Genomic DNA, 18,520 nt, shown 5'->3' on the forward strand with positions numbered 1-18,520 from the left:
CCCATGAACAAAGATGAGCTGCTGGCAAAGTTCCAGCGCCTGGGCAAAGTCCTCATGACGCCCGTGCTGATTCTGCCAATTGCCGGCATCCTCCAGGGCTTTGGCAATGCCTTTACCAGCCCCACCCTTACGGCAGCTGTTCCCTGGCTTGCTGCTCCGGGCTTTGCGATTTTCTTTTCGATTCTCAAGGCCGCAGCCGGCATCGTTATGAACAACATCCCGGTTATCTTCTCGATTTGTCTCGCCTATGGCTTCGCCAAGTCCGAGAAGGCTACCGCGGCGCTTTGTGGCTTTTTGGGCTACATGTGCATGAATTCCGTGATGGGCACGTTCCTTACGGCGACTGGCGTTATCGATCCCGCGAATCTTACGACGGGCCAGAGCACGATTCTCGGTATCACCACGCTCGACACTGGCGTTATCGGCGGTCTTCTGGTGGGCGCAATCGTCGCATGGTTGCATAACCGTTACTACAAGATTGAGCTGCCCGCCGTGTTCTCCATCTTCAACGGTACGCGCTTTATTCCGGCGGTAACGCTGCTCTCATGCAGCATCCTCGCATTGGTCATGTCCTTTGTTTTCCCGTTTATTCAGAACGCTCTCGGTGCGCTGTCCGAGTTCATCAAGACTACGGGTGCCTTTGGTGCATTTGTCTACGGTGCCGGCGAACGCATGCTCCTGCCTTTTGGCCTGCATCACTTTGTCTATTTGCCGTTCTTCTTCACGTCGCTCGGTGGCGTCGAGACCATCGACGGCCAGACCGTTCAGGGCGCTATCAATATCTACAATGCGATCCTGGGCTCTCCCAGCACGCCGTTTAACATCGAGGTCAGCCGTTTTGTCATGAACGGCAAGGTTATCTTCGCCATGTTCGGCCTGCCCGGCGCTGCACTCGCCTTCTACAAGACGGCGCTTCCCAAGAACAAGAAGAAGACCGCAGCGCTCATGATCGCCATCGTGGTGCCTTGCATCCTCTCCGGCATTACCGAGCCGCTCGAGTATTCCTTCCTGTTTATCGCGCCCATCCTCTACGTGTTCCACGCTCTCATGGCTGGTCTTGCCTATGCACTGACCTATGTCCTGCAGTTCAACGTGGCTGGTTCCGCGTCCTTCGGTGGCCCGCTCCTGTCGTTGATCTTTAACGGCATTATGGGTGCAGCCAAGGGCTCCAACTGGCAGGTTATCCTGTTCCTTGGCCCCATCTACTTCGTGGTGTACTACTTCGTCTTCAAGTTCATCATTCTTAAGAAGGACCTTAAGACCCCTGGCCGCGAGGAAGAGTCCGACGACGAGGCCGAAAAGGCTCCCAAGACCGTGATCAGCGACCTCATTCCCGCCATCGTTGAGGCAGTGGGCGGCGACAACAATATTAAGTCTGTCGAGGCTTGTTTCACCCGTCTGCGCATCCAGCTCAATGACTGTGACAAGGTGGTTGATGACGCCGAGTTTACCGAAAAGCTTGAAGCGCGTGGCATCGTGCATGTCAACGGCGGCGTGCAGATTGTCTACGGCAACATGGCATCTAACTACGCAACTCAGATGCGCGAGCTGCTGGGTATGGAGTAAACGCCCCAAACACACGATCAAGATTAATACAGGTCGGCGTCCGATTCTTCAATCGGGCGCCGACCTGTGCTGTTTTGGGGCGAATGGGCAAGTACATGACGTGCTCGCTGCTCTCTTTTGGCACTGCCTATCGTGTATTCGGACGCCTTGCGACGGTGAGGTGCGTTCTTTTCAGTTCTAGCATGTTTGCGGCTAGCGCTGCGCCCGAAGTCGATTTGCACAGCTGATATATAGAGCGTTAACCGCGCTTTGTAGGCTCATGCCCTCAACCAAGGCGGTCGAATACTCGCTGAGTGACTCCGTGCTCACGGGTAGCAAGAGCTCACGCGCCCCGTTGTTATCGAATGCCATGTTGCTCGATATCCAAATAACGCGGCAACCTCGCCGCTTGGCCTCAACGTAAAGATTGAAGATATAGCTCGTCTTTCCTGAGAACGATACAAAGATGGTTAGATCGTCGGGTTGGAGCAGACAGAGTGACGTCTCCTGTCCCTTGACGGAGCCAAATGAGAAGCACAGTCGGTTTACGCGGCTCAGCTTTTCGCAGAGTGAGCGGGCGGCGAGATTGGAGAATGAGCTTCCGTATACGTAGACATTTTGCGCATCGAGAAGCCAGTCAACGGCCTGCTCGAGTCGATCCTCAGTGAGCAGGCGTTTTGTTTCAAGCAAAGAGGTCTCTACGATATCGAAATACCAGGGTATATCGATTTGCTTATGAGCCCTTGCCTCGGTTGTCTCACGCTGGAGCCAAGCGTTGAAGTCGTCAACTTGCTCTTTGAACGATCGAAAGCTCGAGCCGTTTACGCGCCTGCAGAAGCGTGAGATGGTCGCGGGCGATGTATTGCATGCGCGGGCAAGTTCTTCTATTGAGAGCTCTGGGACCTCGTCGTGATGGGAAAGGGCGTAGAGTGCGATGTGGGCGTCAAGGCTGCCGCCCTTCTCGACGTCTTCGATACAAGACCTGAGGTTCGAATAGACCTCGTACATCGACATTCAAATCACTCCAAACAATAATGCCCCGGAGCGGATATGCCATCTCCGGAGCATTGTGGTGAAGCTATGGGACGGATTTATTCCATGCCCAAGTATTCTCTCATTTCGACTTTGTAGACAGAAGCCTTATTGCCGTAAACGATCTGAACGCCGCCGCCAACGTGCACGATGGCACTGGCGCCGAGGTCTTTGGTGAAGACGCTATCGTCCTTGACTAGGGCGGTGTCTTTGAGGCTGAGCCTCAGGCGGGTGAAGCAGGCGTTGACGCCCGAGATGTTATCGGCGCCGCCCACGGCATCTACGATCTGCGGGATGAGGTCGCTTACCTGGACAGGTGCCTTGGAGTCGATGGCCGACGTGTCATCCGCTGCCTGCGTGTCATCATCCTCGCGGCCCGGGGTTTTGAGGTCAAATTTCTTGATAAAGGTGCGGAACAGCACGTAATAGATCCCGAAGTAAGCGATGCCGAGCGGAATAAGCCAGAACCAGTTGGAGCCTTTGTCGGCGTTCATGATGCCGTTGAAGATCCACGAGAGGAGCGGTCCGCCGAAGGCGGAAGGCCCGGGCACATTGAACTGTACCAGGTAGGTGAGTACATACGCGATGCCGCACAGCAGGGCGTGGACCACATAGAGTACGGGCGCTACAAAGAGGAAGGAGTACTCGAGCGGTTCGGTTATGCCCATGATGGCGGCCGGAATGACGGCGGCGATCATGAGGGAGCCGACCTTCTTTTTATTCTCGGGACGGGCACAGTGGTAGATGGCGAGCGCCGCCGCGGGCAGGCCACACATGGCGAACAGCACCTTGCCGTTCATGACGTATTTTGAGATGTCGATGTCGTACATCATGCCGGGCGTGTTGAGCATGGCGTTGTAGATGTTGACAGCACCCTCGACGGTCTGGCCGTCAACCTGGATGCTACCGCCCAGAGAAGTGAAGAAAAACGGCAGGTAGATGAAATGATGCAGGCCGAAGGGCAGAAGCATACGCTCGGAGAAGCCATAGATGAACGCGCCAAACACTCCGGTGGAATCGATGAGTGTCGAGGCGGCCTTTAGGCCGGTTTGCACAAACGGAAACACGAAGGCGAGCGCAACGCCCACCAGGCTCGCGAAAACGACGGTGAGGGCGGGGACGCAGCGTGTGCCGTTGAAGATGCCGAGCACCGGCGGCAGCTGCACCTTATAGAATCGGTTGTGGATCCACGCGACTACCAAGCCGATGATGATGCCGCCGAATACGCCGGTGTCGAGTGTGGTTACGCCCAGGATGGCGTTCTGACCGGTCTGCAGGTTGGCGGGATCGATGATGCCCAGCAGGATAAGCAGCTGACCCATGATCGTGTTCATGGTCATGTAGCCGATGAAGCCTGAGAGTGCGGCGGTCGCCTTCTCGGCCTTGGCGTAACCGTAGGCGATGCAGATCGCAAAGAGAACCGAGATGTTACCATTGATAACGTTGCCGGCTGCTTTGATGAGCGTGCTAAAGATCACCATCGGCTCGGTGCCCAAAAACGGGCAGAGCGAGATGAGGTTAGCATTGGAAAGGGCGGAGCCCAGACCGACCAAAATGCCGGAAACGGGCAGGAGGAGGACCGGCGCCATGAGCACCTTGCCGAGTCTCTGGAACTCGCTGTAGAGCTTGCTTTCTTTCATGATGTTCCTTCGATGCGCGGGGAGTTAGGACAGGGTCGGCCAATAATCGCCGTTCGCTTCGATCAGGTCGTCGAGGATTTGGCGCGCGACGGTAGTCGAAGGGACGGTCTTGTTGATCGCGATGGCTTCGAGCGCCTTCTGGTAGGAATGCTCGTAATATGCGTCGACGGCGAGCTTCTCGCTGGCATTCTGCTCTTCGATAAGCCCCTTGTAAAAGGTGGGGATAGCAGGCTGGCTGATGGGTTCAGGGCCCCAAGAGCGCAGGTAGGCGGGGACCTCGACCATGGCGTCATCGGGCAGATTGGGGATGGCACCGTTATTCTCGACGATTACGAGATAACGTTCGCACTTGTTGTAGGCGATAGAGGCGGCTGCGTCGACGATAAAGTCGCCAAAGACCGTGAAGCTCTGTACGGGGCTCTTGTAATTGGCGGGATCTGCCAGGTACTTGTCGTGCTCGGCAAACATCTCCTTCTCGCGTCCGTTGATGACGTTGTCGGCGCGCGTCCAGTTGGGGTCCATGTCATCTGCCATGTCTTTGGAGTACAGGTAGTACTGCAGGTAGCTGTTGGGCAGATACTCGGGATAGTCCTTCACAATCTTGACGTATTGACCCCAGGTGTGCATCCAGTCCTTGTCCTTGTGATGCTTGTCGCTCACGGCCATGCCGTGCTCGAGAATCATCTGACGGAGCTCCGGCAGACGATCGCGTCCCTGCTTGTCGTAGATTTTGGTAAACCAGCCAAAGTGATTGAGTCCAAAATACATGGGGTCGATATCGCGCCAGCTGGGAAGTCCGAGCATCTTAGAGTACGAGAGCAAGATAGCCGTGGGCATATCGCAGATGTTAAGGATATGGTCGTTGTTAAACTCGCGACGTGTGGCCTCGGCGACAACTGCGGCGGGGTTGGAATAGTTGAGGATCCAGGCGTCTGGACTGTATTTCTTGGCGTAGCGTACGAGGTCGAAGACGCCGGGGATGGACCTGATGCCATAGGAGATCGAACCGCCGGCGCCGCAGGTTTCCTGTCCTACACAACCGTACTTGAGAGGGATGCGCTCGTCCTGGCGACGCATCTGAAGGCCACCCTGGCGGATTTGTGCGAAGACGAAGTCGACATCGGTGAATGCCTTTTCGGGATCGGTCGTCACGACAACTTCGATGTCAGGAGCTTCCTGCTCGATGAACTGCTTCATGATGTCGTAGACGAGATGCATGCGCTTCTCGTCGATGTCGTACAGGGCGAGTTTGCGCAGCGGCAATTCGTTTTTCTTCTGCAATAGGCTCTGGATGATGCCGGGAGTGTGGGTGCTGCCGGCCCCGGCGATTACAACTGCTTTCTTGTCCATGTGGTAAACCCCTTTCGTGTGGATTGACCACTTCAGACTACGAAAGCTTTACCTGCGATTCTACCGATTTTCAGATTGCGAAAAACGATAGCGGTAATCTTAACAGGATGCGTTTTGCGTGGTTAAATAGCGCCGGGAAAGATGCTGACTTGGGTGACGTGTTGCATGGCTGCGGGAGCGAACGCCGGGCGGTCAAAAGATGGTGGGTGGTGCTGCGGCTTTTGGCTGCAATTGCGCTACCCGCGACGACGCTCCCAGCGAGCCAACTTAATCGTCACCAGCGTAAGCGCCCAGGCCACAAGCGAGAACGCGGCGCCCACGGCACCCACGTACGCAATGCCAGCGCTGCTCACAACGGCGCCGCCTACCGCGGTGCCAAACGAGATGCCGACGTTAAACGCCATGGGCTCAACCGAACTTGCAAGTACCATCGACTTGGGATGGCGGCTGCGTGCCACGTCCATAAAGTGTGTGATGCACGACACCGAGAACAGGTACATGAGCATTGCCAGACTAAAGACAAAGACAAGTGCGAGCGGCATGGCAGCGCCCGCGGCAAACAGCCCAAACAATGCCGCCGCCTGCAGCGCGAACGTAACCAGCAGTGCCTTCATGCCAAAACGCGCGTCGATCCATCCGCCCAGGATGTTCGAGATCAGGCAGAACACGCCGTAGGCCATAAGCGTGGTACTGGCTTCGACCGTGCCCATGCCCAGCACCTGCTCAAGATAAGGCGTCACATAGCCGTAGAAAACGTAGACCGACCCCACGCCAAACAAAAAGATGAGCATGCCGGTGATGATGCTCGGCTCGCGTAGCAGCCCCGCCTGCTCGCGGAAGGTGGCGGGCTCATCGGTCTGACCGGAGCGCGGCATAAACGCCACAAGCGCTCCGCAGATCAAAACGGCAAAGGTCAGCGTGCTGTACATGGCCACGTGCCAATCGAGCGTGTCGGCCACAAACTTGCCGATCGAAGTGACAAAGACCATTGCCACGGAAAACGCACCATATACCACCGAGATGGCAAGTGAAGTTTGCTGCGGAGACAGCAGCTCGGGGATGTACGTTACGCCCACGGCGAGCAGCGCGCCCGAGACGGAGCCCAGGACAATGCGCGAGATAAACAGCACCTGGAAGTTGGGCGCCAACGCCATGACCAGGTTGCCGAGCACAAAGACGATGCTGTAGCACACGAGCAGCTGGTAGCGCCGGAAGCGTCCCGTGCTGAGCGCGAGCACCGGTGTGGCGATAGCGTAGACGAGCGCGAACACGCTAATAAGTTGGCCTGCGGTGGCAAGCGATACGCCGAGTTCCGTTGCCAAGTCGCTTTCGATGCCGATGACCACGAACTCGGAACAGCCGAGCGAAAAGCCTAACAACACGAGTAACGCCAGACAGAGCTTGGTGCGCGCAGGGGAGAGCGCGGCGGCGGTTGACTTGCTTTTAGGCGTGGTTGCGGCGATCAAGGTTGTCACTCCAATGTCGCATGAATAAGCGGGATTCAATCCCTGCAACTCTAACAGAATGTGACAAAGGGACAGTCCCTTTGTCACATTCGCGGCGTGGCTGCCGCCCAAACCGTCACAACATTCGATGAAAAGCTCGAAAACGAGGAAAAGCGTCGAATGTTGTGATGGTTTTCCTATCTGTGCCGGCGAGCCGCCGTGCCGTCTGGGGGTATAAAACTAGCAAGTGTTTATTTGCGAGGCCTAAGGGGCGCCCCGTATGGATATCGATAACTTTGAATGGTGGTATAGCGAGGGCGAGGCTCCGGACGAGGAGTGGGACGAGCCCGCGCCGCGTGACGTGTCGAGCGACGAGGACGAGACCGGCAACGATGCCGCTGTCGAGCCTGATGCCGCCGAGCCCCTAACCTTTGAACAGGCCTGGGCCCAGGCCGAGGCCGACGAGGCCAAAGCCGATGCTACGGCCACGCTCGGCGAGCCAGCCGACATGTCGATCTCGCCGGCAAAGACCCCGCAGCCGCGCCACACCATCGACCCCGACAGCACGGCATCCTTCAGCATTCTCGACGTGCCCTCGCAGGGTGCCCAGGCGCTCGCGCCCACACGTCGCCCCAATCTGTCTCACGAGGAAGATGCGGGACGTCGCTCGCCGCTCGGCCCCATCCTTATCGCCTTTATGGCCGGCGTTATCGCATGCTCGGTAATTGGTAGCGTTTGGAGCCATGTTGAACAACAGCGAAGAGACGCCGCCAAGGTCGAGATGTCTGTCGAGCAATCGCTCGGCCGCACGCGCTCGGTACATGTGTCGGTCGAGGTCAAGGACGGCGCGACGTGGGACACTGCGCGCGGCGACAGCCAGATGCTCGTCCATATTGTGGGTCGCACGCTCAAGGGGCAAGCGGTCGACGAGTACCAATACGTCAATTCCGAAGGTGACGGTATCGAGCTCAAGCCTGGTGACTACGAGCTCACGGTCGATGAGCCGCCCGTCGCCACCGACGGTACGCGTTTCCGCGCCTCAAAGCGTATGGTTCCCGTGAGCTTTAACTCGCAGGCGCCCGATACGGTCGACACCACGCCGCAGGGCGGGTTCGACCTTTACGTGGATACCCAGTAGGCGTTTGCCGCTCATTCCGCTATGGCTACTCAATAATCGCCTGCCGTCCCGTCCCGCCGCCAAGAGTGGGACAATAGCCCTCGACACTATTGTTTATTTTTGGAGGAAGTAGCATGTCCACCGTCACTACCATCAAGCGCGGCGGCCTCACCGCGGCCATCGATTCCATGGGAGCCCAGCTCACGAGCCTTGCTCTCGACGGCAACGAGTATCTGTGGCAGGGCGACCCCGCCTTTTGGGGCAAGCATGCGCCCATCCTGTTCCCCATTGTGGGCTCGCTGCGCAACAACACGGCAACGTCTGCGGCCGGCACCTGCGAGATGCCGCGCCACGGACTCGCGCGCATTGTCGAGCACAAGCTGGTCGAGGTCTCTGAGGATGGCTCGTCTGTCACCTACGAGATTACCGACACGCCCGAGTCGCTCAAGGCGTTCCCGTTCCACTTTAAGCTCAACATGACCTATGCCCTGACCGGCGACGCCACCCTCACGCAGACCTTTGCCGTCACCAACACCGGCGACATGGACCTGCCGTTCTCGGTGGGCGGCCACCCCGCATTTAACGTGCCCGCCCCCGGTGCCGAGGACGAGGCGTTCGAGGATTACGAGCTGGCGTTTACCGAGGCCTGGACTAACGAGGCCCCCGTCATCACGCCCGATGGCCTTATGACGTTCGAGGGCAGCTACAAGGCCCCCGATAACTCGGACGTGCTGCCCATCACGCACCGCAGCTTCGATAACGACGCCATCATGTTCACCGATACCCCGGGCTCCACGCTCACGCTGCGCGGTTGCAAGTCGGGTCACGGCGTCAAGATCGACTTTGAGGGCTTTAAGTACATCGGCGTGTGGTCTGCCGCCAACGACGCCCCGTTTGTGGCGCTTGAGCCTTGGACCGGTCACACCACCATGGACACCGAGGACGACGTCTTTGAGCACAAGGTCAACACCATCGTCGTGGCCCCCGGCGCCACCGACGAGCGCTCCTTTAGCGTTACCCTGCTCTAGAGGTTCCGCCGTTCTAGCGAACGGCGGGCCGGTCGACGCTGCGCGCCACCCAGAGCGAACAATTTGTCATTCAAAAGGCAAGGCATGACCAGAAGGTCTACGCCTTGCCTTTTTCATGCCAACTTGTTCGCTCTGGGCGGCGGTCGCGACGACCTGTCCGATTCCGTGATCGGCAAGGACAAGATCCGCATTGGCATGGAGGCGGCCTACGCCCCGTACAACTGGCAGGTCTCCGAGGCCAGCGAGTACACCATCCCCATCGACAACGTGCAGGGCGCTTACGCCGATGGCTACGATGTGCAGATCGCCAAGATCGTCTGCAAGGCCCTCGGCGGCGAGCCCGTTGCCGTCAAACAGAGCTTCTCGGGTCTCATCGATTCGCTCAACAACGGCCAGATCGACCTCATCATCGCCGGCATGAGCGCCACGCCCGAGCGCGAGGAGTCCGTCGGCTTTTCCGACCCGTACTTCATTGGCTACTTTGGCCTGTTCGTAAAAGAGGGCTCGCCCTACCAAAATGCGACCAAGCTCAGCGACTTTAGTGGCGCCACGGTGCTCGGCCAAAAGGACACGATGCTCGATACCGTCATCGACGAGATCCCGGGCGTCGTCCACAAGAATCCGGTCGATTCGGTGCCCACGGTGTTTTCGAACCTGCTGCAGGGCACCTGCGACGCCGTGACCTACAACACCGAGAACGAGAAGGGCTATATGGCCCAAAACCCGGGCATTGTCCCCATTCATTTTGCCGAGGGCGAGGGCTTTAAGCAGGAGGTCACGTCAAACGTCGGCTGCCGCAAGGGCTCGGACAAGCTGCTCAAACTTATCAATAAGACGCTCAAGGGCGTCAGCCAAGAGGAACGCGACCAGATGTGGGACGCGTGCCTCGACCGTCAGCCGGCATAGAGAGGCAGCATGAAAACCGTTAATCGTCTGGCCTCTTTAATTAAGGCCGACCACCGTTATGTGTATCTGGGCACGAGCGTTATCGCGGCGCTCGGTCTGGCGTTTAGCCAGCGCAACCCCACGCCGCTGAGCTTCTTGGCGCCCACGGGTGTGTTCCAGGACTGCCTCTGGGCGATTCTGTGGGCTTGGATTGTCGTATCGGCGGCAGCGCTCGTCACCAAGCTCATGCATTGGAATGACTATCGCCAAAAGTCGCCGTTTGCATCCGAGCGTTGCCGTCGCAGCGCGCGCCTGGGCAGCTATGTCGTGGTTGCCATCGCGGCGATCTTCTTTATCGACCGTTGCGTCATGTCGTTTATCGACCTGGTGCAGGTGAGCATTGTCTCGGACTCCAATCCCAGCGACTTTCTGTCGAGCTTGGTCTACATGACCTACAAGAGCGGCGACTTCTTTATCCGCGGTATCGAGATCACCATCGCGCTTGCCACCTTCGGCACCGTCATCGCCTTTTTCCTGGCACTGCTCTTTGTGTTCCTGCGTATTCAGACGTTCGATCGCGTGGATAACGACCCGGTGCGCTTCTTTAAGAGCATCGGCCGCGGCTTTACGACCGTCTACTCCACCATCGTGCGCGGCACGCCCATGATGGTCCAGGGCCTGCTCATCTATTACGCGGGCTTCACCGTTTTGCGCGGCATGGGCTTCGAGACTGCCCAGGCCAACCAGATCTGGAGTACCTTCACCGCCGGCCTCGTCACCATCTCGCTCAACTCCACCGCCTATATGATGGAGGTCCTGCGCGGCGGCATCGAGTCGATCGATCCCGGTCAGGCCGAGGCGGCGCGCTCGCTGGGTCTGTCGCAGTGGCAGGCCATGCGCAAAGTTGTGTTTCCCCAGGGCATTAAAAACGCGATCCCGGCGCTCACCAACGAGCTCATCATCAACATCAAGGACTCGTCGGTGCTCTCGGTCATCGGCGTGTTCGACCTCATGTACGCCACCACTACCGTCGCCGGCGTGTACTACCGCCAGATGGAGGTCTACTGCGTGGCGCTTGTGGTCTACCTGATCCTGACGCTCGTGGCGAGCCGCCTGCTCGAGGCCTTTGGCAAAAAGCTCGGCGCCGAGGCCCCGGCAACGCTGCCCAGCTCCAACTAGGCTCAAGACGAGGAGAATCATCATGGCAGATACCGCCACTACCGGCGTTGCGGCCGCCGCACAGACAAATGAGCCGCTTATCCGCGTCGAGGGCCTGCGCAAGAGCTTCGGCTCACTCGAGGTGCTCAAGGGCATCGACCTGTCCGTTAATCCCGGCGAGGTCGTCACCATCATCGGCGCCTCGGGTTCGGGTAAGTCGACCTTCCTGCGCTGCTTCAACCTGCTCGAGACCCCGGACGCGGGCCATATCTGGTTCCATGGCCAGGACCTCACGGCCGAGCGCTGCAACATCAACAAGCTTCGCGAGGACATCGGCATGGTGTTCCAGGGCTTTAACCTTTTCAACAACATGGATGTGCTCGACAACTGCACGCTCGCGCCCGTTACGCTCAAAAAGATGAGCAAGACCGAGGCCGAGAAAGTCGCGATGGAGCATCTGGCGAGCGTGGGGCTCGAAAAGTTCGCGCACGCCGCCGTGGGCCGCCTGTCCGGTGGTCAAAAACAGCGCGTGGCCATCGCCCGTGCCCTGTGCATGAATCCGCAGATCATGCTGTTCGACGAGCCGACCTCCGCACTCGACCCCGAGATCGTGGGAGAGGTGCTCGAGGTCATGCGCAAGCTCGCTGCCGACGGCATGACCATGGTCGTCGTCACGCACGAGATGGCCTTTGCCCGCACGGTGTCCGACCGCGTGGTCTTTATGGACCAGGGCGTGGTGCTCGAGGATGCGGCACCGGCCGAGCTCTTCGGCAACCCCAAACACCAGCGCACCCGCGAGTTCCTCTCGCGCTATCTTGAGGACAAATAACCGATCGCAAACGCTTATGTGGCAGGGCCGCTCCGGTGGGGCGGCCCTCGTCACCACAATCGAAAGGATGTCATGGCCGAGGTTTGGCGCTTCTTTGCGCATGAGGATGATTTTGCCGATTTGGACGAAGCTGGCGCGAGCGAGCGCTTGGGTCGCGTGCTGTCGTTTCCGACCATCTCGAGCATGGATGCCGAGGCGGTGGACTGGCAACCGTTCGACGACCTGCGCGCCTATATGCAGCAGGCCTGGCCGCGCGTGTTTGCGGCGGGCGAGGTCGAGCTCATCGGCCATTCGCTGTTGGTGACGCTTGCCGGCTCCGACCCCGCTCTCAAGCCCGTTATGTTCATGGGCCACATGGACGTGGTCCCCGTGGTGCCGGGTACCGAGGCCGACTGGACGCACGCCCCCTTTAGCGGGCACGTGGACGATACCTACATCTGGGGTCGCGGCGCTGTCGACATGAAGGACCAGGTCGCAGGCATTCTCGAGGCAGTTGAGTATGCGCTGGCGCACGGCTGGGAGCACGAGCGCACGCTGCTCCTGGCCTTTGGCCAGGACGAGGAAACTACGCAGTGCGGCGCGGGGGCGATCGGTCGCGTGCTCGAGGAGCGCGGCATTGAGCTTGAGTACCTGATCGATGAGGGCGATTACCGCATCGCTCCGGCTGCCGAGTACAGCGCGGGCGAGGGTTGGCTCATGCACGCCGACCTGGCTGAGAAAGGTTATGCCGACATTGTTCTCAAGACAAAGAGCGCGGGTGGGCATTCTTCCAACCCCTACGGCGGCACGTCACTCGAGGTGCTGAGCCGCGCCATCGCCGCAATTTGCGATATCGAATGGCCGACGCGTGTGACCGACTTGCTTGCCGCCCAGCTCGTCGAGTTGGGGCTCTACACGGCCGATGAAATTGCCGCCAACAAGGACGCCATCGTGCGCGAGTGCCTCGCCAGCAAGAAGCTCTATCCGCTCGTGACCACCACTTGTGCACCGACCCAAATTGAGGGCGGTAGCACCGGTGCTAACGTGATGCCGCAGGATATGTGGGCAAACATTAACTTCCGCATGCTCGAGGGCACGTGCGTGGCCGATGTCGTTGCCCGTTGCCGCGACGCCGTTGCCACGGCGGGTCTTGCCGAGCGCGTGGAGGTCGAACTTGGCCCCGGCAGCTCCGAGCCCTCGCCGTCCCCGCGCATCGGTGGTCCCGGCCTCGAGGCGGTTCGCTCCATCGCCGCCCGCTATTTCCGTGATCCAAAGGGGACGGAGGAAAACGGATCATTCGAGCCAGTGGCAATTGTGCCCTCGACCGTGATTGGCGCGACCGACGCTGCCAACTACCAGCGCATTTGCCCGGAGTGCATTCGCTTCTCGGCCTTTGTGGTCGACGATGACGAGTGCGACCGCGGCGTCCACGGCACCAACGAGCGCATCACCCACCGAGCCTACCTCCAGGGCATTCGTTTTCTCATCTCCCTGCTCCAAACGCTCTAGAATTCGACAAAGCGACAGTCCCTTTGTTGGCCGTTGGGGACGTTCTTAAACGACTAGTCGTAAAGGAACGTCCAACGGCTTCGTCCGCTCATTCCGTGCGGGTTATATACAGGTTTTCCTGCGCACGCTATCATGTATGGGTTAGACCGCAACTATGTACCCCATACGCGAAGGGATGCGCATGTATCTGAAGATCGACATGTTCTAGCCGGGTTTACCCCCGCAGCGGCGCCCCGCGCCCCATCAATTCTGCCGATTTTCACCTTCACGCATATAAAGGAGTCCCGCCATGCGCGACAAGCTCGAAAAGATTATCAAGGCCTACGAGGATCTTGAGAAGAAGCTCTCCGATCCGGCCGTCGCCTCCGATATTAAGGAGTTCACGCGTCTCAACAAGGAGTACGCGCACCAGTCCGACCTCATCGCCGCCTCGCGCGAGTACATCGGTGCGCTCGATGACATCGAGGCCGCCAAGGAGATGCTCCGCGACACGACCGACGCGGACGAGAAGGAGATGCTCCAGATGGACATCTCCGAGAACGAGGAGAAGCTTCCCCAGCTCGAGGAAGACATCAAGTACATGCTCATCCCGAGCGACCCCAACGACGACAAGAACACCATCGTCGAAATCCGCTCCGCCGCCGGTGGCGACGAGGCCGCCATCTTCGCCGGCGACCTGTACAAGATGTACCAGCGCTTTTGCGAGTCGCGCGGCTGGAAGACCACCGTGCTCGACTCTAGTCCCAGCGAGGCCGGCGGCTTTAAGTCCATTGAGTTCAAGGTCGAGGGCGACCGCGTCTACTCCGTCATGAAGTTCGAGTCCGGCGTGCACCGCGTCCAGCGCGTTCCCAAGACCGAGTCCCAGGGCCGTATCCAGACCTCCACGGCGACCGTCGCCGTGCTTCCCGAGGCCGAGGAGATCGACGTTCAGATCAACCAGTCCGACCTGCGCATCGACACCTACTGCGCCTCCGGCCCTGGCGGTCAGTGCGTTAACACTACCTACTCCGCCGTGCGCATCACCCACCTGCCCACCAACACCGTGGTGCAGTCGCAGGAGCAGCGTTCCCAGATCCAGAACCGCGAGGTCTGCATGCAGATGCTACGTGCCCGTCTGTACGAGATGGAGCTCGAGAAGCAGCAGGCAGAGCTCGGTGCCGAGCGCCAGAGCCAGATCGGCCACGGCAACCGTTCCGAGAAGATCCGTACCTACAACCAGCCCCAGGACCGCGTGACCGATCACCGCATCGGTTTCAACTCCACCTACAACGGCGTCCTTCTGGGCGATCAACTCGGCACCGTCATCGAGGCGCTCGCCGCCGCCGAGCGAGCCGAGAAGCTGGCACAAGCTGTGTAGGTTCCGCCGTTCTACCGAACGGCGGACCAGCCGACGCTGCGCGCCGCCCAGGGCGACAATTTGTCATTCAAAAGGCAAGGCATGACCAGAAGGTCTATGCCTTGCCTTTTTCATGCCAACTTGTCGCCCTGGACGTCGCTCGCTGTCCGTCCTCTACCTGCAGCGTTGCCTTGCTCCGGATGCGGTATGCTCAACCTGCGGGGTTTCCAAGGTAGTCATTGGGGACGTTCTTAAATGACTAGTCAAAAGGGACATTCTTGCGGCACTTGGCAGTTGGGGACGCTCCTTTTGTGCCGGCAGTTGGGGACTGTCCCTAAAGGCCGGCAGATGGGGACGGTCCTTCGCGGCTGGCTGCGAAGACTGTCCCCGATAGCTAGTCGTTTAAGAACGTCCCCAATGACTGGGTTGGGCACATTGCTTTGAGATGTTATTCAATCGGCTTTGATGGCTATTAAGCCAGCTACCTGCTCAAAGAAATTGCAGCGTTCATCTGTTATTGAAAATATTGCTCAAAAAATCGTCCAAGAAGCTGCAGTGCATTTTTTGATGCGTCGCGCGTCAAGTGATTTGGCAAGTTCTTGGTTAGATATTGGTCAGTTTTGGGGCAACCTTGCCAAAAACTTGACGGATGCAGATTTAGACGTCGACGAATGAACACTTCGGGCAGGTTCCAAGTAAAAATCTGGGCTGATTGTCGATAATCGCCTTCAATCGTCCCTTGCCAAACGCTTGCCTCGCTTACAATCTGCTCCGACATTCGCGCGCCGCCCGGCGCTTAAGAGGGGAGGGCCCCATGGCAAACGAGATCTGGACCATCAAGCGTTGTCTTGAGTGGACCAAGGAGTACCTAGCCGAGCGTGGTGAGGAGCACCCCCGTCTTTCTGCTGAGTGGCTGCTGTGCGCTGCCACGGGTTTGGCGCGCATCGACTTATATATGCGCATGGACGAGACGCTTAACGCGGCCCAGCTCGAGACCATGCACGCGGCCGTTGTCCGCCGCGCTAAGGGCGAGCCGCTGCAATACATCACGGGCAGCACGCAGTTTCGCATGATCGACGTCGCGTGCGCCCCCGGTGTGCTCATTCCGCGCCCCGAGACCGAGATGCTCGTCGAGGAAGTCCTCAATTATCTGGATGCCGAGGTGCTGAGCCCCGAGGCTGCTGCCCGTCAGCGTGTTGAGCTGCCTTGGAACGATGAGGTCGAGCAGGCCCGCAAAGCCGAGGCCGCGCTGGCAGACGAACGCGCGACCGCCGAGCGCCGTGCCGCTAACCTGACGGCTGCCGATGAGGCGGCGCTAGGCGGCGACGTGCTGGGTAGCCGTGCCTATGCCGAGGAACTGGCCGACCGCGAGGCCGAGGAAGCCGCCGCGCAGGCAGCGGAAGCCGAGACTGCGGAAGCTGCTGAGCCCGAGCTCGACGAATACGGCATCGCCATCGAGGGTGCCGACCAGGAGACGGCTTCAGCTCAGGATGCCGCTGCGCCTGCCCCAGCCGAGCCCCGCACTGCTCGCGTTCTCGAGGTCGGCTGCGGCACGGGCTGCATCTCGCTCTCCCTTGCTTGGGAGCGCCGCGGCCACGTTACCTGCACCGCTACCGATATCGAGCCGCGTGCCATTGATCTGGCCACCAAAAACCGCGACGCGCTCGGCCTCACGGCAGATGAGGTTGCCTTCAGCCTCACCAACCTGGTGAGCTCCATTCCCCACGACGAGTGGGGCACCTTCGACGTGCTCGTCTCCAACCCGCCTTACATCCCGACCGACGTTATGCGCTCGCTGCCGCACGAGGTCAAGGACTTCGAGCCCGATTTAGCGCTCGAGGGCGGTGCCGATGGCCTGGACATTTTCCGCCGCCTGCTCAATGCGGCACCCTATATGCTGCGTGCCGGCGGACTCTTTGCCTGCGAGCTCTACGAGGGTGCCCTCGACGCCGCCGCCGAACTCTGCCGCCAGGCGGGCCTTTCGGATGTGCGCGTCGTCCGCGATCTCACCGATCGCCCCCGCATCGTTCGGGCCATCGTCACCGAGCCCAAACAGCGCCAGTAATATTTATTAACTGGTTAGCAAAAATTATAAAGTAGTTTATAATTAGGACGGCTGACAGAGGTCGGCCCATGCAACCTCCTACCTTTCGGGAAATCATTGCCCTACTCAAGCACGATGGATTCGTGAAGGTCGCGCAAGTCGGTAGTCATGCTAAGTATGTTTCTGGTGGCCGTGTTGTCGCCGTGAACGGCTCTGGTGGTGATCGACCAAAGAAGGGCATGTGGGCAAGTATTCGTCGCCAAGCTGGATGGTAGTTGGAGGCAAAATGAGGCATCGATTTACCTATGATTGCGTTCTCATAAAAGAAGACGACGGTTACTGTGCCAGCTTCCCGCAGATTCCCGGCGCCTTTGCCGATGGCGATACGCGCGAAGAAGCGATTGCCCATGCCACCGAGGCGCTGATGGCGTTTTTGGCCGACGACCTCAACAACGGTTTGACTCCGGCAGGGTACGAACGCTCGGCCGAGGTCGTGGCCCTTTCAGTCGAAATCGACCACGAGGACGCTCGGGAAGCGGCGTGCCGAACATTTAAAGACGCAGCGCTGGACCTCAAAGTCTCCGCTCCGCGGATCACCGCGCTGGTCAAAGCCGGAAAGCTCGATGTTGAACTCGTCGACGGCCGTCGGATGATAACGATAGACAGCATCGAGCGCTACGCCGCCCAAGAACGCCACGCCGGCAGGCCAAAGAAGTTCGTCGCAGTCCAATAACCCCCTCACTTTCACCGACTACTAGAGCCGCTCACCAAACCAACATGCGCTCTGGGCAAATAGGTTGAACATTTCGTGCGAGAATGCCCCACAGTAAACAAACTTGCACCAGAGCGTAAGGGGCTGGCATACACATGCAGACGGTCTATCGGGTATTCGAGGGAGCGCGCGAGCCACATCGGCTTGCCGTCGAGCGTACGGCCGAGGTGCTCGGCTGTGGCGGCTTGGCCCTTATCCCGACCGAGACCGTCTATGGCGTCGCCGTGGCGGTTAACGCCTTCTCGGACGCCGTGCCCCAAGATACAAGCGAATCTCTGTCGTGGCCGCGCGACCCGCAGGCCACCGTCAACGGCGCCGCAGTCCCCGCGCTCGGTACCGGCTATCGCCGTATCTTTACGCTCAAGCAGCGCGAGCTCACCCAAACGGTTGCTTGGCTGGTCGATGATGCCGAGGCACTCGACCGCTACGGCGTGGATATCCCGGAAGAGGCCCGCGTGCTTGCCCGAAGATGTTGGCCGGGCGCCCTGACTATCGTGGTCAAGGCGGCCCCCTGCGTGCCGACCTTTATGCGCGCCGCCGATGGCACGGTGGCACTTCGCGCGTCGGCCTCGCCCGTGGTGCAAGCGCTCATCCGCGCCTGCGGCAGCCCGCTTGCCTGCACCAGCGCCAACACGCATGGCGCGCCCGCGCCGGCAAGTTTTGCCGCCGTCGAGGGTCGCATCCTGGAAGGGGTCGATGTGGCCGTCGACGCCGGCGAGACACCGTGCCGCGACGCCTCGACCATCGTGTCGTTCCAGCACGGCGAGCTTCAGATCTTGCGTCAAGGCGCACTTCCCGCATCAGAGATCGAACGGGTCCTGTCCGACCCGATGCAATAGAAAGGTGTAAGC

At 59.5% G+C, this 18,520-nt stretch carries 17 protein-coding genes; 13 read left to right on the forward strand and 4 right to left on the reverse strand.

All coding sequences use genetic code 11. From position 1 onward, the window contains the following. The first annotated feature begins 3 nt into the window (after window positions 1-3). Window positions 4-1,566 carry a PTS transporter subunit EIIC gene (locus DXD94_RS09035; RefSeq protein WP_117734901.1) on the forward strand — a complete coding sequence of 521 codons (1,563 nt, stop codon included), beginning with the start codon at window positions 4-6 and terminating at the stop codon, window positions 1,564-1,566. Window positions 1,567-1,758: 192 nt separating this feature from the next. Here DXD94_RS09035 and DXD94_RS09040 read toward each other — a convergent pair whose 3' ends face one another. The 4 genes from DXD94_RS09040 to DXD94_RS09055 form a co-directional block, all read right to left on the reverse strand. Beyond that, window positions 1,759-2,559, reverse strand: a complete 801-nt coding sequence (locus DXD94_RS09040; protein ID WP_117743849.1) for a MurR/RpiR family transcriptional regulator — start codon at window positions 2,557-2,559, stop codon at window positions 1,759-1,761. A 77-nt stretch (window positions 2,560-2,636) separates the two neighbouring features. Beyond that, window positions 2,637-4,217 carry a PTS transporter subunit EIIC gene (locus tag DXD94_RS09045; protein WP_117763851.1) on the reverse strand — a complete coding sequence of 527 codons (1,581 nt, stop codon included), beginning with the start codon at window positions 4,215-4,217 and terminating at the stop codon, window positions 2,637-2,639. A gap of 24 nt (window positions 4,218-4,241) precedes the next feature. Continuing rightward, window positions 4,242-5,567: a 6-phospho-alpha-glucosidase gene (locus DXD94_RS09050; RefSeq protein WP_117763852.1), complete on the reverse strand. Its 1,326-nt coding sequence runs from the start codon at window positions 5,565-5,567 to the stop codon at window positions 4,242-4,244. A 236-nt stretch (window positions 5,568-5,803) separates the two neighbouring features. After that, window positions 5,804-7,042: an MFS transporter gene (locus DXD94_RS09055; RefSeq protein ID WP_233502154.1), complete on the reverse strand. Its 1,239-nt coding sequence runs from the start codon at window positions 7,040-7,042 to the stop codon at window positions 5,804-5,806. Between the two features lie 250 nt (window positions 7,043-7,292). Between DXD94_RS09055 and DXD94_RS09060 the strand changes: the two genes are divergently transcribed. The 12 genes from DXD94_RS09060 to DXD94_RS09110 all read left to right on the forward strand — a co-directional run bounded on the left by DXD94_RS09060 (window position 7,293) and on the right by DXD94_RS09110 (window position 18,508). Further along, complete coding sequence (locus DXD94_RS09060) at window positions 7,293-8,150, forward strand: hypothetical protein (RefSeq protein ID WP_117763853.1); 858 nt, start codon at window positions 7,293-7,295, stop codon at window positions 8,148-8,150. A 113-nt stretch (window positions 8,151-8,263) separates the two neighbouring features. Then, complete coding sequence (locus tag DXD94_RS09065) at window positions 8,264-9,157, forward strand: aldose 1-epimerase family protein (RefSeq protein ID WP_117763854.1); 894 nt, start codon at window positions 8,264-8,266, stop codon at window positions 9,155-9,157. Window positions 9,158-9,241: 84 nt separating this feature from the next. After that, entirely contained in the window at window positions 9,242-10,063 is an 822-nt protein-coding gene (locus tag DXD94_RS09070) for a transporter substrate-binding domain-containing protein (RefSeq protein WP_233540358.1), read from the forward strand. Between the two features lie 9 nt (window positions 10,064-10,072). Continuing rightward, the gene (locus tag DXD94_RS09075) at window positions 10,073-11,221 is read left to right on the forward strand and encodes an amino acid ABC transporter permease (RefSeq protein WP_117763855.1); all 1,149 of its coding nucleotides are present in this window, start codon (window positions 10,073-10,075) and stop codon (window positions 11,219-11,221) included. A 22-nt stretch (window positions 11,222-11,243) separates the two neighbouring features. Further along, entirely contained in the window at window positions 11,244-12,029 is a 786-nt protein-coding gene (locus DXD94_RS09080) for an amino acid ABC transporter ATP-binding protein (RefSeq protein WP_117743854.1), read from the forward strand. A 72-nt stretch (window positions 12,030-12,101) separates the two neighbouring features. Continuing rightward, window positions 12,102-13,517 carry a M20/M25/M40 family metallo-hydrolase gene (locus DXD94_RS09085; protein ID WP_117763856.1) on the forward strand — a complete coding sequence of 472 codons (1,416 nt, stop codon included), beginning with the start codon at window positions 12,102-12,104 and terminating at the stop codon, window positions 13,515-13,517. Between the two features lie 289 nt (window positions 13,518-13,806). After that, complete coding sequence (gene prfA / locus DXD94_RS09090; protein WP_117763857.1) at window positions 13,807-14,874, forward strand: peptide chain release factor 1; 1,068 nt, start codon at window positions 13,807-13,809, stop codon at window positions 14,872-14,874. 444 nt (window positions 14,875-15,318) lie between these two features. Continuing rightward, window positions 15,319-15,528 carry a hypothetical protein gene (locus DXD94_RS09600; protein WP_147335822.1) on the forward strand — a complete coding sequence of 70 codons (210 nt, stop codon included), beginning with the start codon at window positions 15,319-15,321 and terminating at the stop codon, window positions 15,526-15,528. A gap of 139 nt (window positions 15,529-15,667) precedes the next feature. Continuing rightward, a complete protein-coding gene (locus tag DXD94_RS09095; protein WP_117763858.1) occupies window positions 15,668-16,918 on the forward strand; it encodes a HemK/PrmC family methyltransferase in 1,251 nt (416 codons plus the stop codon). Window positions 16,919-16,986: 68 nt separating this feature from the next. After that, window positions 16,987-17,172 (forward strand): type II toxin-antitoxin system HicA family toxin, encoded by a 186-nt coding sequence (locus DXD94_RS09990; RefSeq protein ID WP_117763859.1) that lies wholly within the window; start codon window positions 16,987-16,989, stop codon window positions 17,170-17,172. After that, complete coding sequence (locus tag DXD94_RS09105) at window positions 17,139-17,630, forward strand: type II toxin-antitoxin system HicB family antitoxin (RefSeq protein ID WP_117743856.1); 492 nt, start codon at window positions 17,139-17,141, stop codon at window positions 17,628-17,630. Before DXD94_RS09990 ends, DXD94_RS09105 begins: the two co-directional genes overlap by 34 nt. A gap of 134 nt (window positions 17,631-17,764) precedes the next feature. After that, entirely contained in the window at window positions 17,765-18,508 is a 744-nt protein-coding gene (locus DXD94_RS09110; protein ID WP_117763861.1) for an L-threonylcarbamoyladenylate synthase, read from the forward strand. Window positions 18,509-18,520 lie beyond the last annotated feature (12 nt).

The organism is Collinsella sp. TM10-22 (assembly GCF_003466125.1).
Lineage (GTDB): Bacteria > Actinomycetota > Coriobacteriia > Coriobacteriales > Coriobacteriaceae > Collinsella.

Bases quoted from the DNA above. Each gene is read 5' to 3' on its own strand.
- DXD94_RS09040 (WP_117743849.1), bottom strand. From the start codon at position 2,559: ATGTCGATGTACGAGGTCTATTCGAACCTCAGGTCTTGTATCGAAGAC.
- DXD94_RS09045 (WP_117763851.1), bottom strand. From the start codon at position 4,217: ATGAAAGAAAGCAAGCTCTACAGCGAGTTCCAGAGACTCGGCAAGGTG.
- DXD94_RS09110 (WP_117763861.1), top strand. From the start codon at position 17,765: ATGCAGACGGTCTATCGGGTATTCGAGGGAGCGCGCGAGCCACATCGG.
- DXD94_RS09070 (WP_233540358.1), top strand. From the start codon at position 9,242: ATGACCAGAAGGTCTACGCCTTGCCTTTTTCATGCCAACTTGTTCGCT.
- DXD94_RS09600 (WP_147335822.1), top strand. From the start codon at position 15,319: ATGGCTATTAAGCCAGCTACCTGCTCAAAGAAATTGCAGCGTTCATCT.
- DXD94_RS09990 (WP_117763859.1), top strand. From the start codon at position 16,987: ATGCAACCTCCTACCTTTCGGGAAATCATTGCCCTACTCAAGCACGAT.
- DXD94_RS09085 (WP_117763856.1), top strand. From the start codon at position 12,102: ATGGCCGAGGTTTGGCGCTTCTTTGCGCATGAGGATGATTTTGCCGAT.
- DXD94_RS09035 (WP_117734901.1), top strand. From the start codon at position 4: ATGAACAAAGATGAGCTGCTGGCAAAGTTCCAGCGCCTGGGCAAAGTC.
- DXD94_RS09060 (WP_117763853.1), top strand. From the start codon at position 7,293: ATGGATATCGATAACTTTGAATGGTGGTATAGCGAGGGCGAGGCTCCG.
- DXD94_RS09080 (WP_117743854.1), top strand. From the start codon at position 11,244: ATGGCAGATACCGCCACTACCGGCGTTGCGGCCGCCGCACAGACAAAT.
- DXD94_RS09075 (WP_117763855.1), top strand. From the start codon at position 10,073: ATGAAAACCGTTAATCGTCTGGCCTCTTTAATTAAGGCCGACCACCGT.
- DXD94_RS09065 (WP_117763854.1), top strand. From the start codon at position 8,264: ATGTCCACCGTCACTACCATCAAGCGCGGCGGCCTCACCGCGGCCATC.
- DXD94_RS09095 (WP_117763858.1), top strand. From the start codon at position 15,668: ATGGCAAACGAGATCTGGACCATCAAGCGTTGTCTTGAGTGGACCAAG.
- prfA (WP_117763857.1), top strand. From the start codon at position 13,807: ATGCGCGACAAGCTCGAAAAGATTATCAAGGCCTACGAGGATCTTGAG.
- DXD94_RS09050 (WP_117763852.1), bottom strand. From the start codon at position 5,567: ATGGACAAGAAAGCAGTTGTAATCGCCGGGGCCGGCAGCACCCACACT.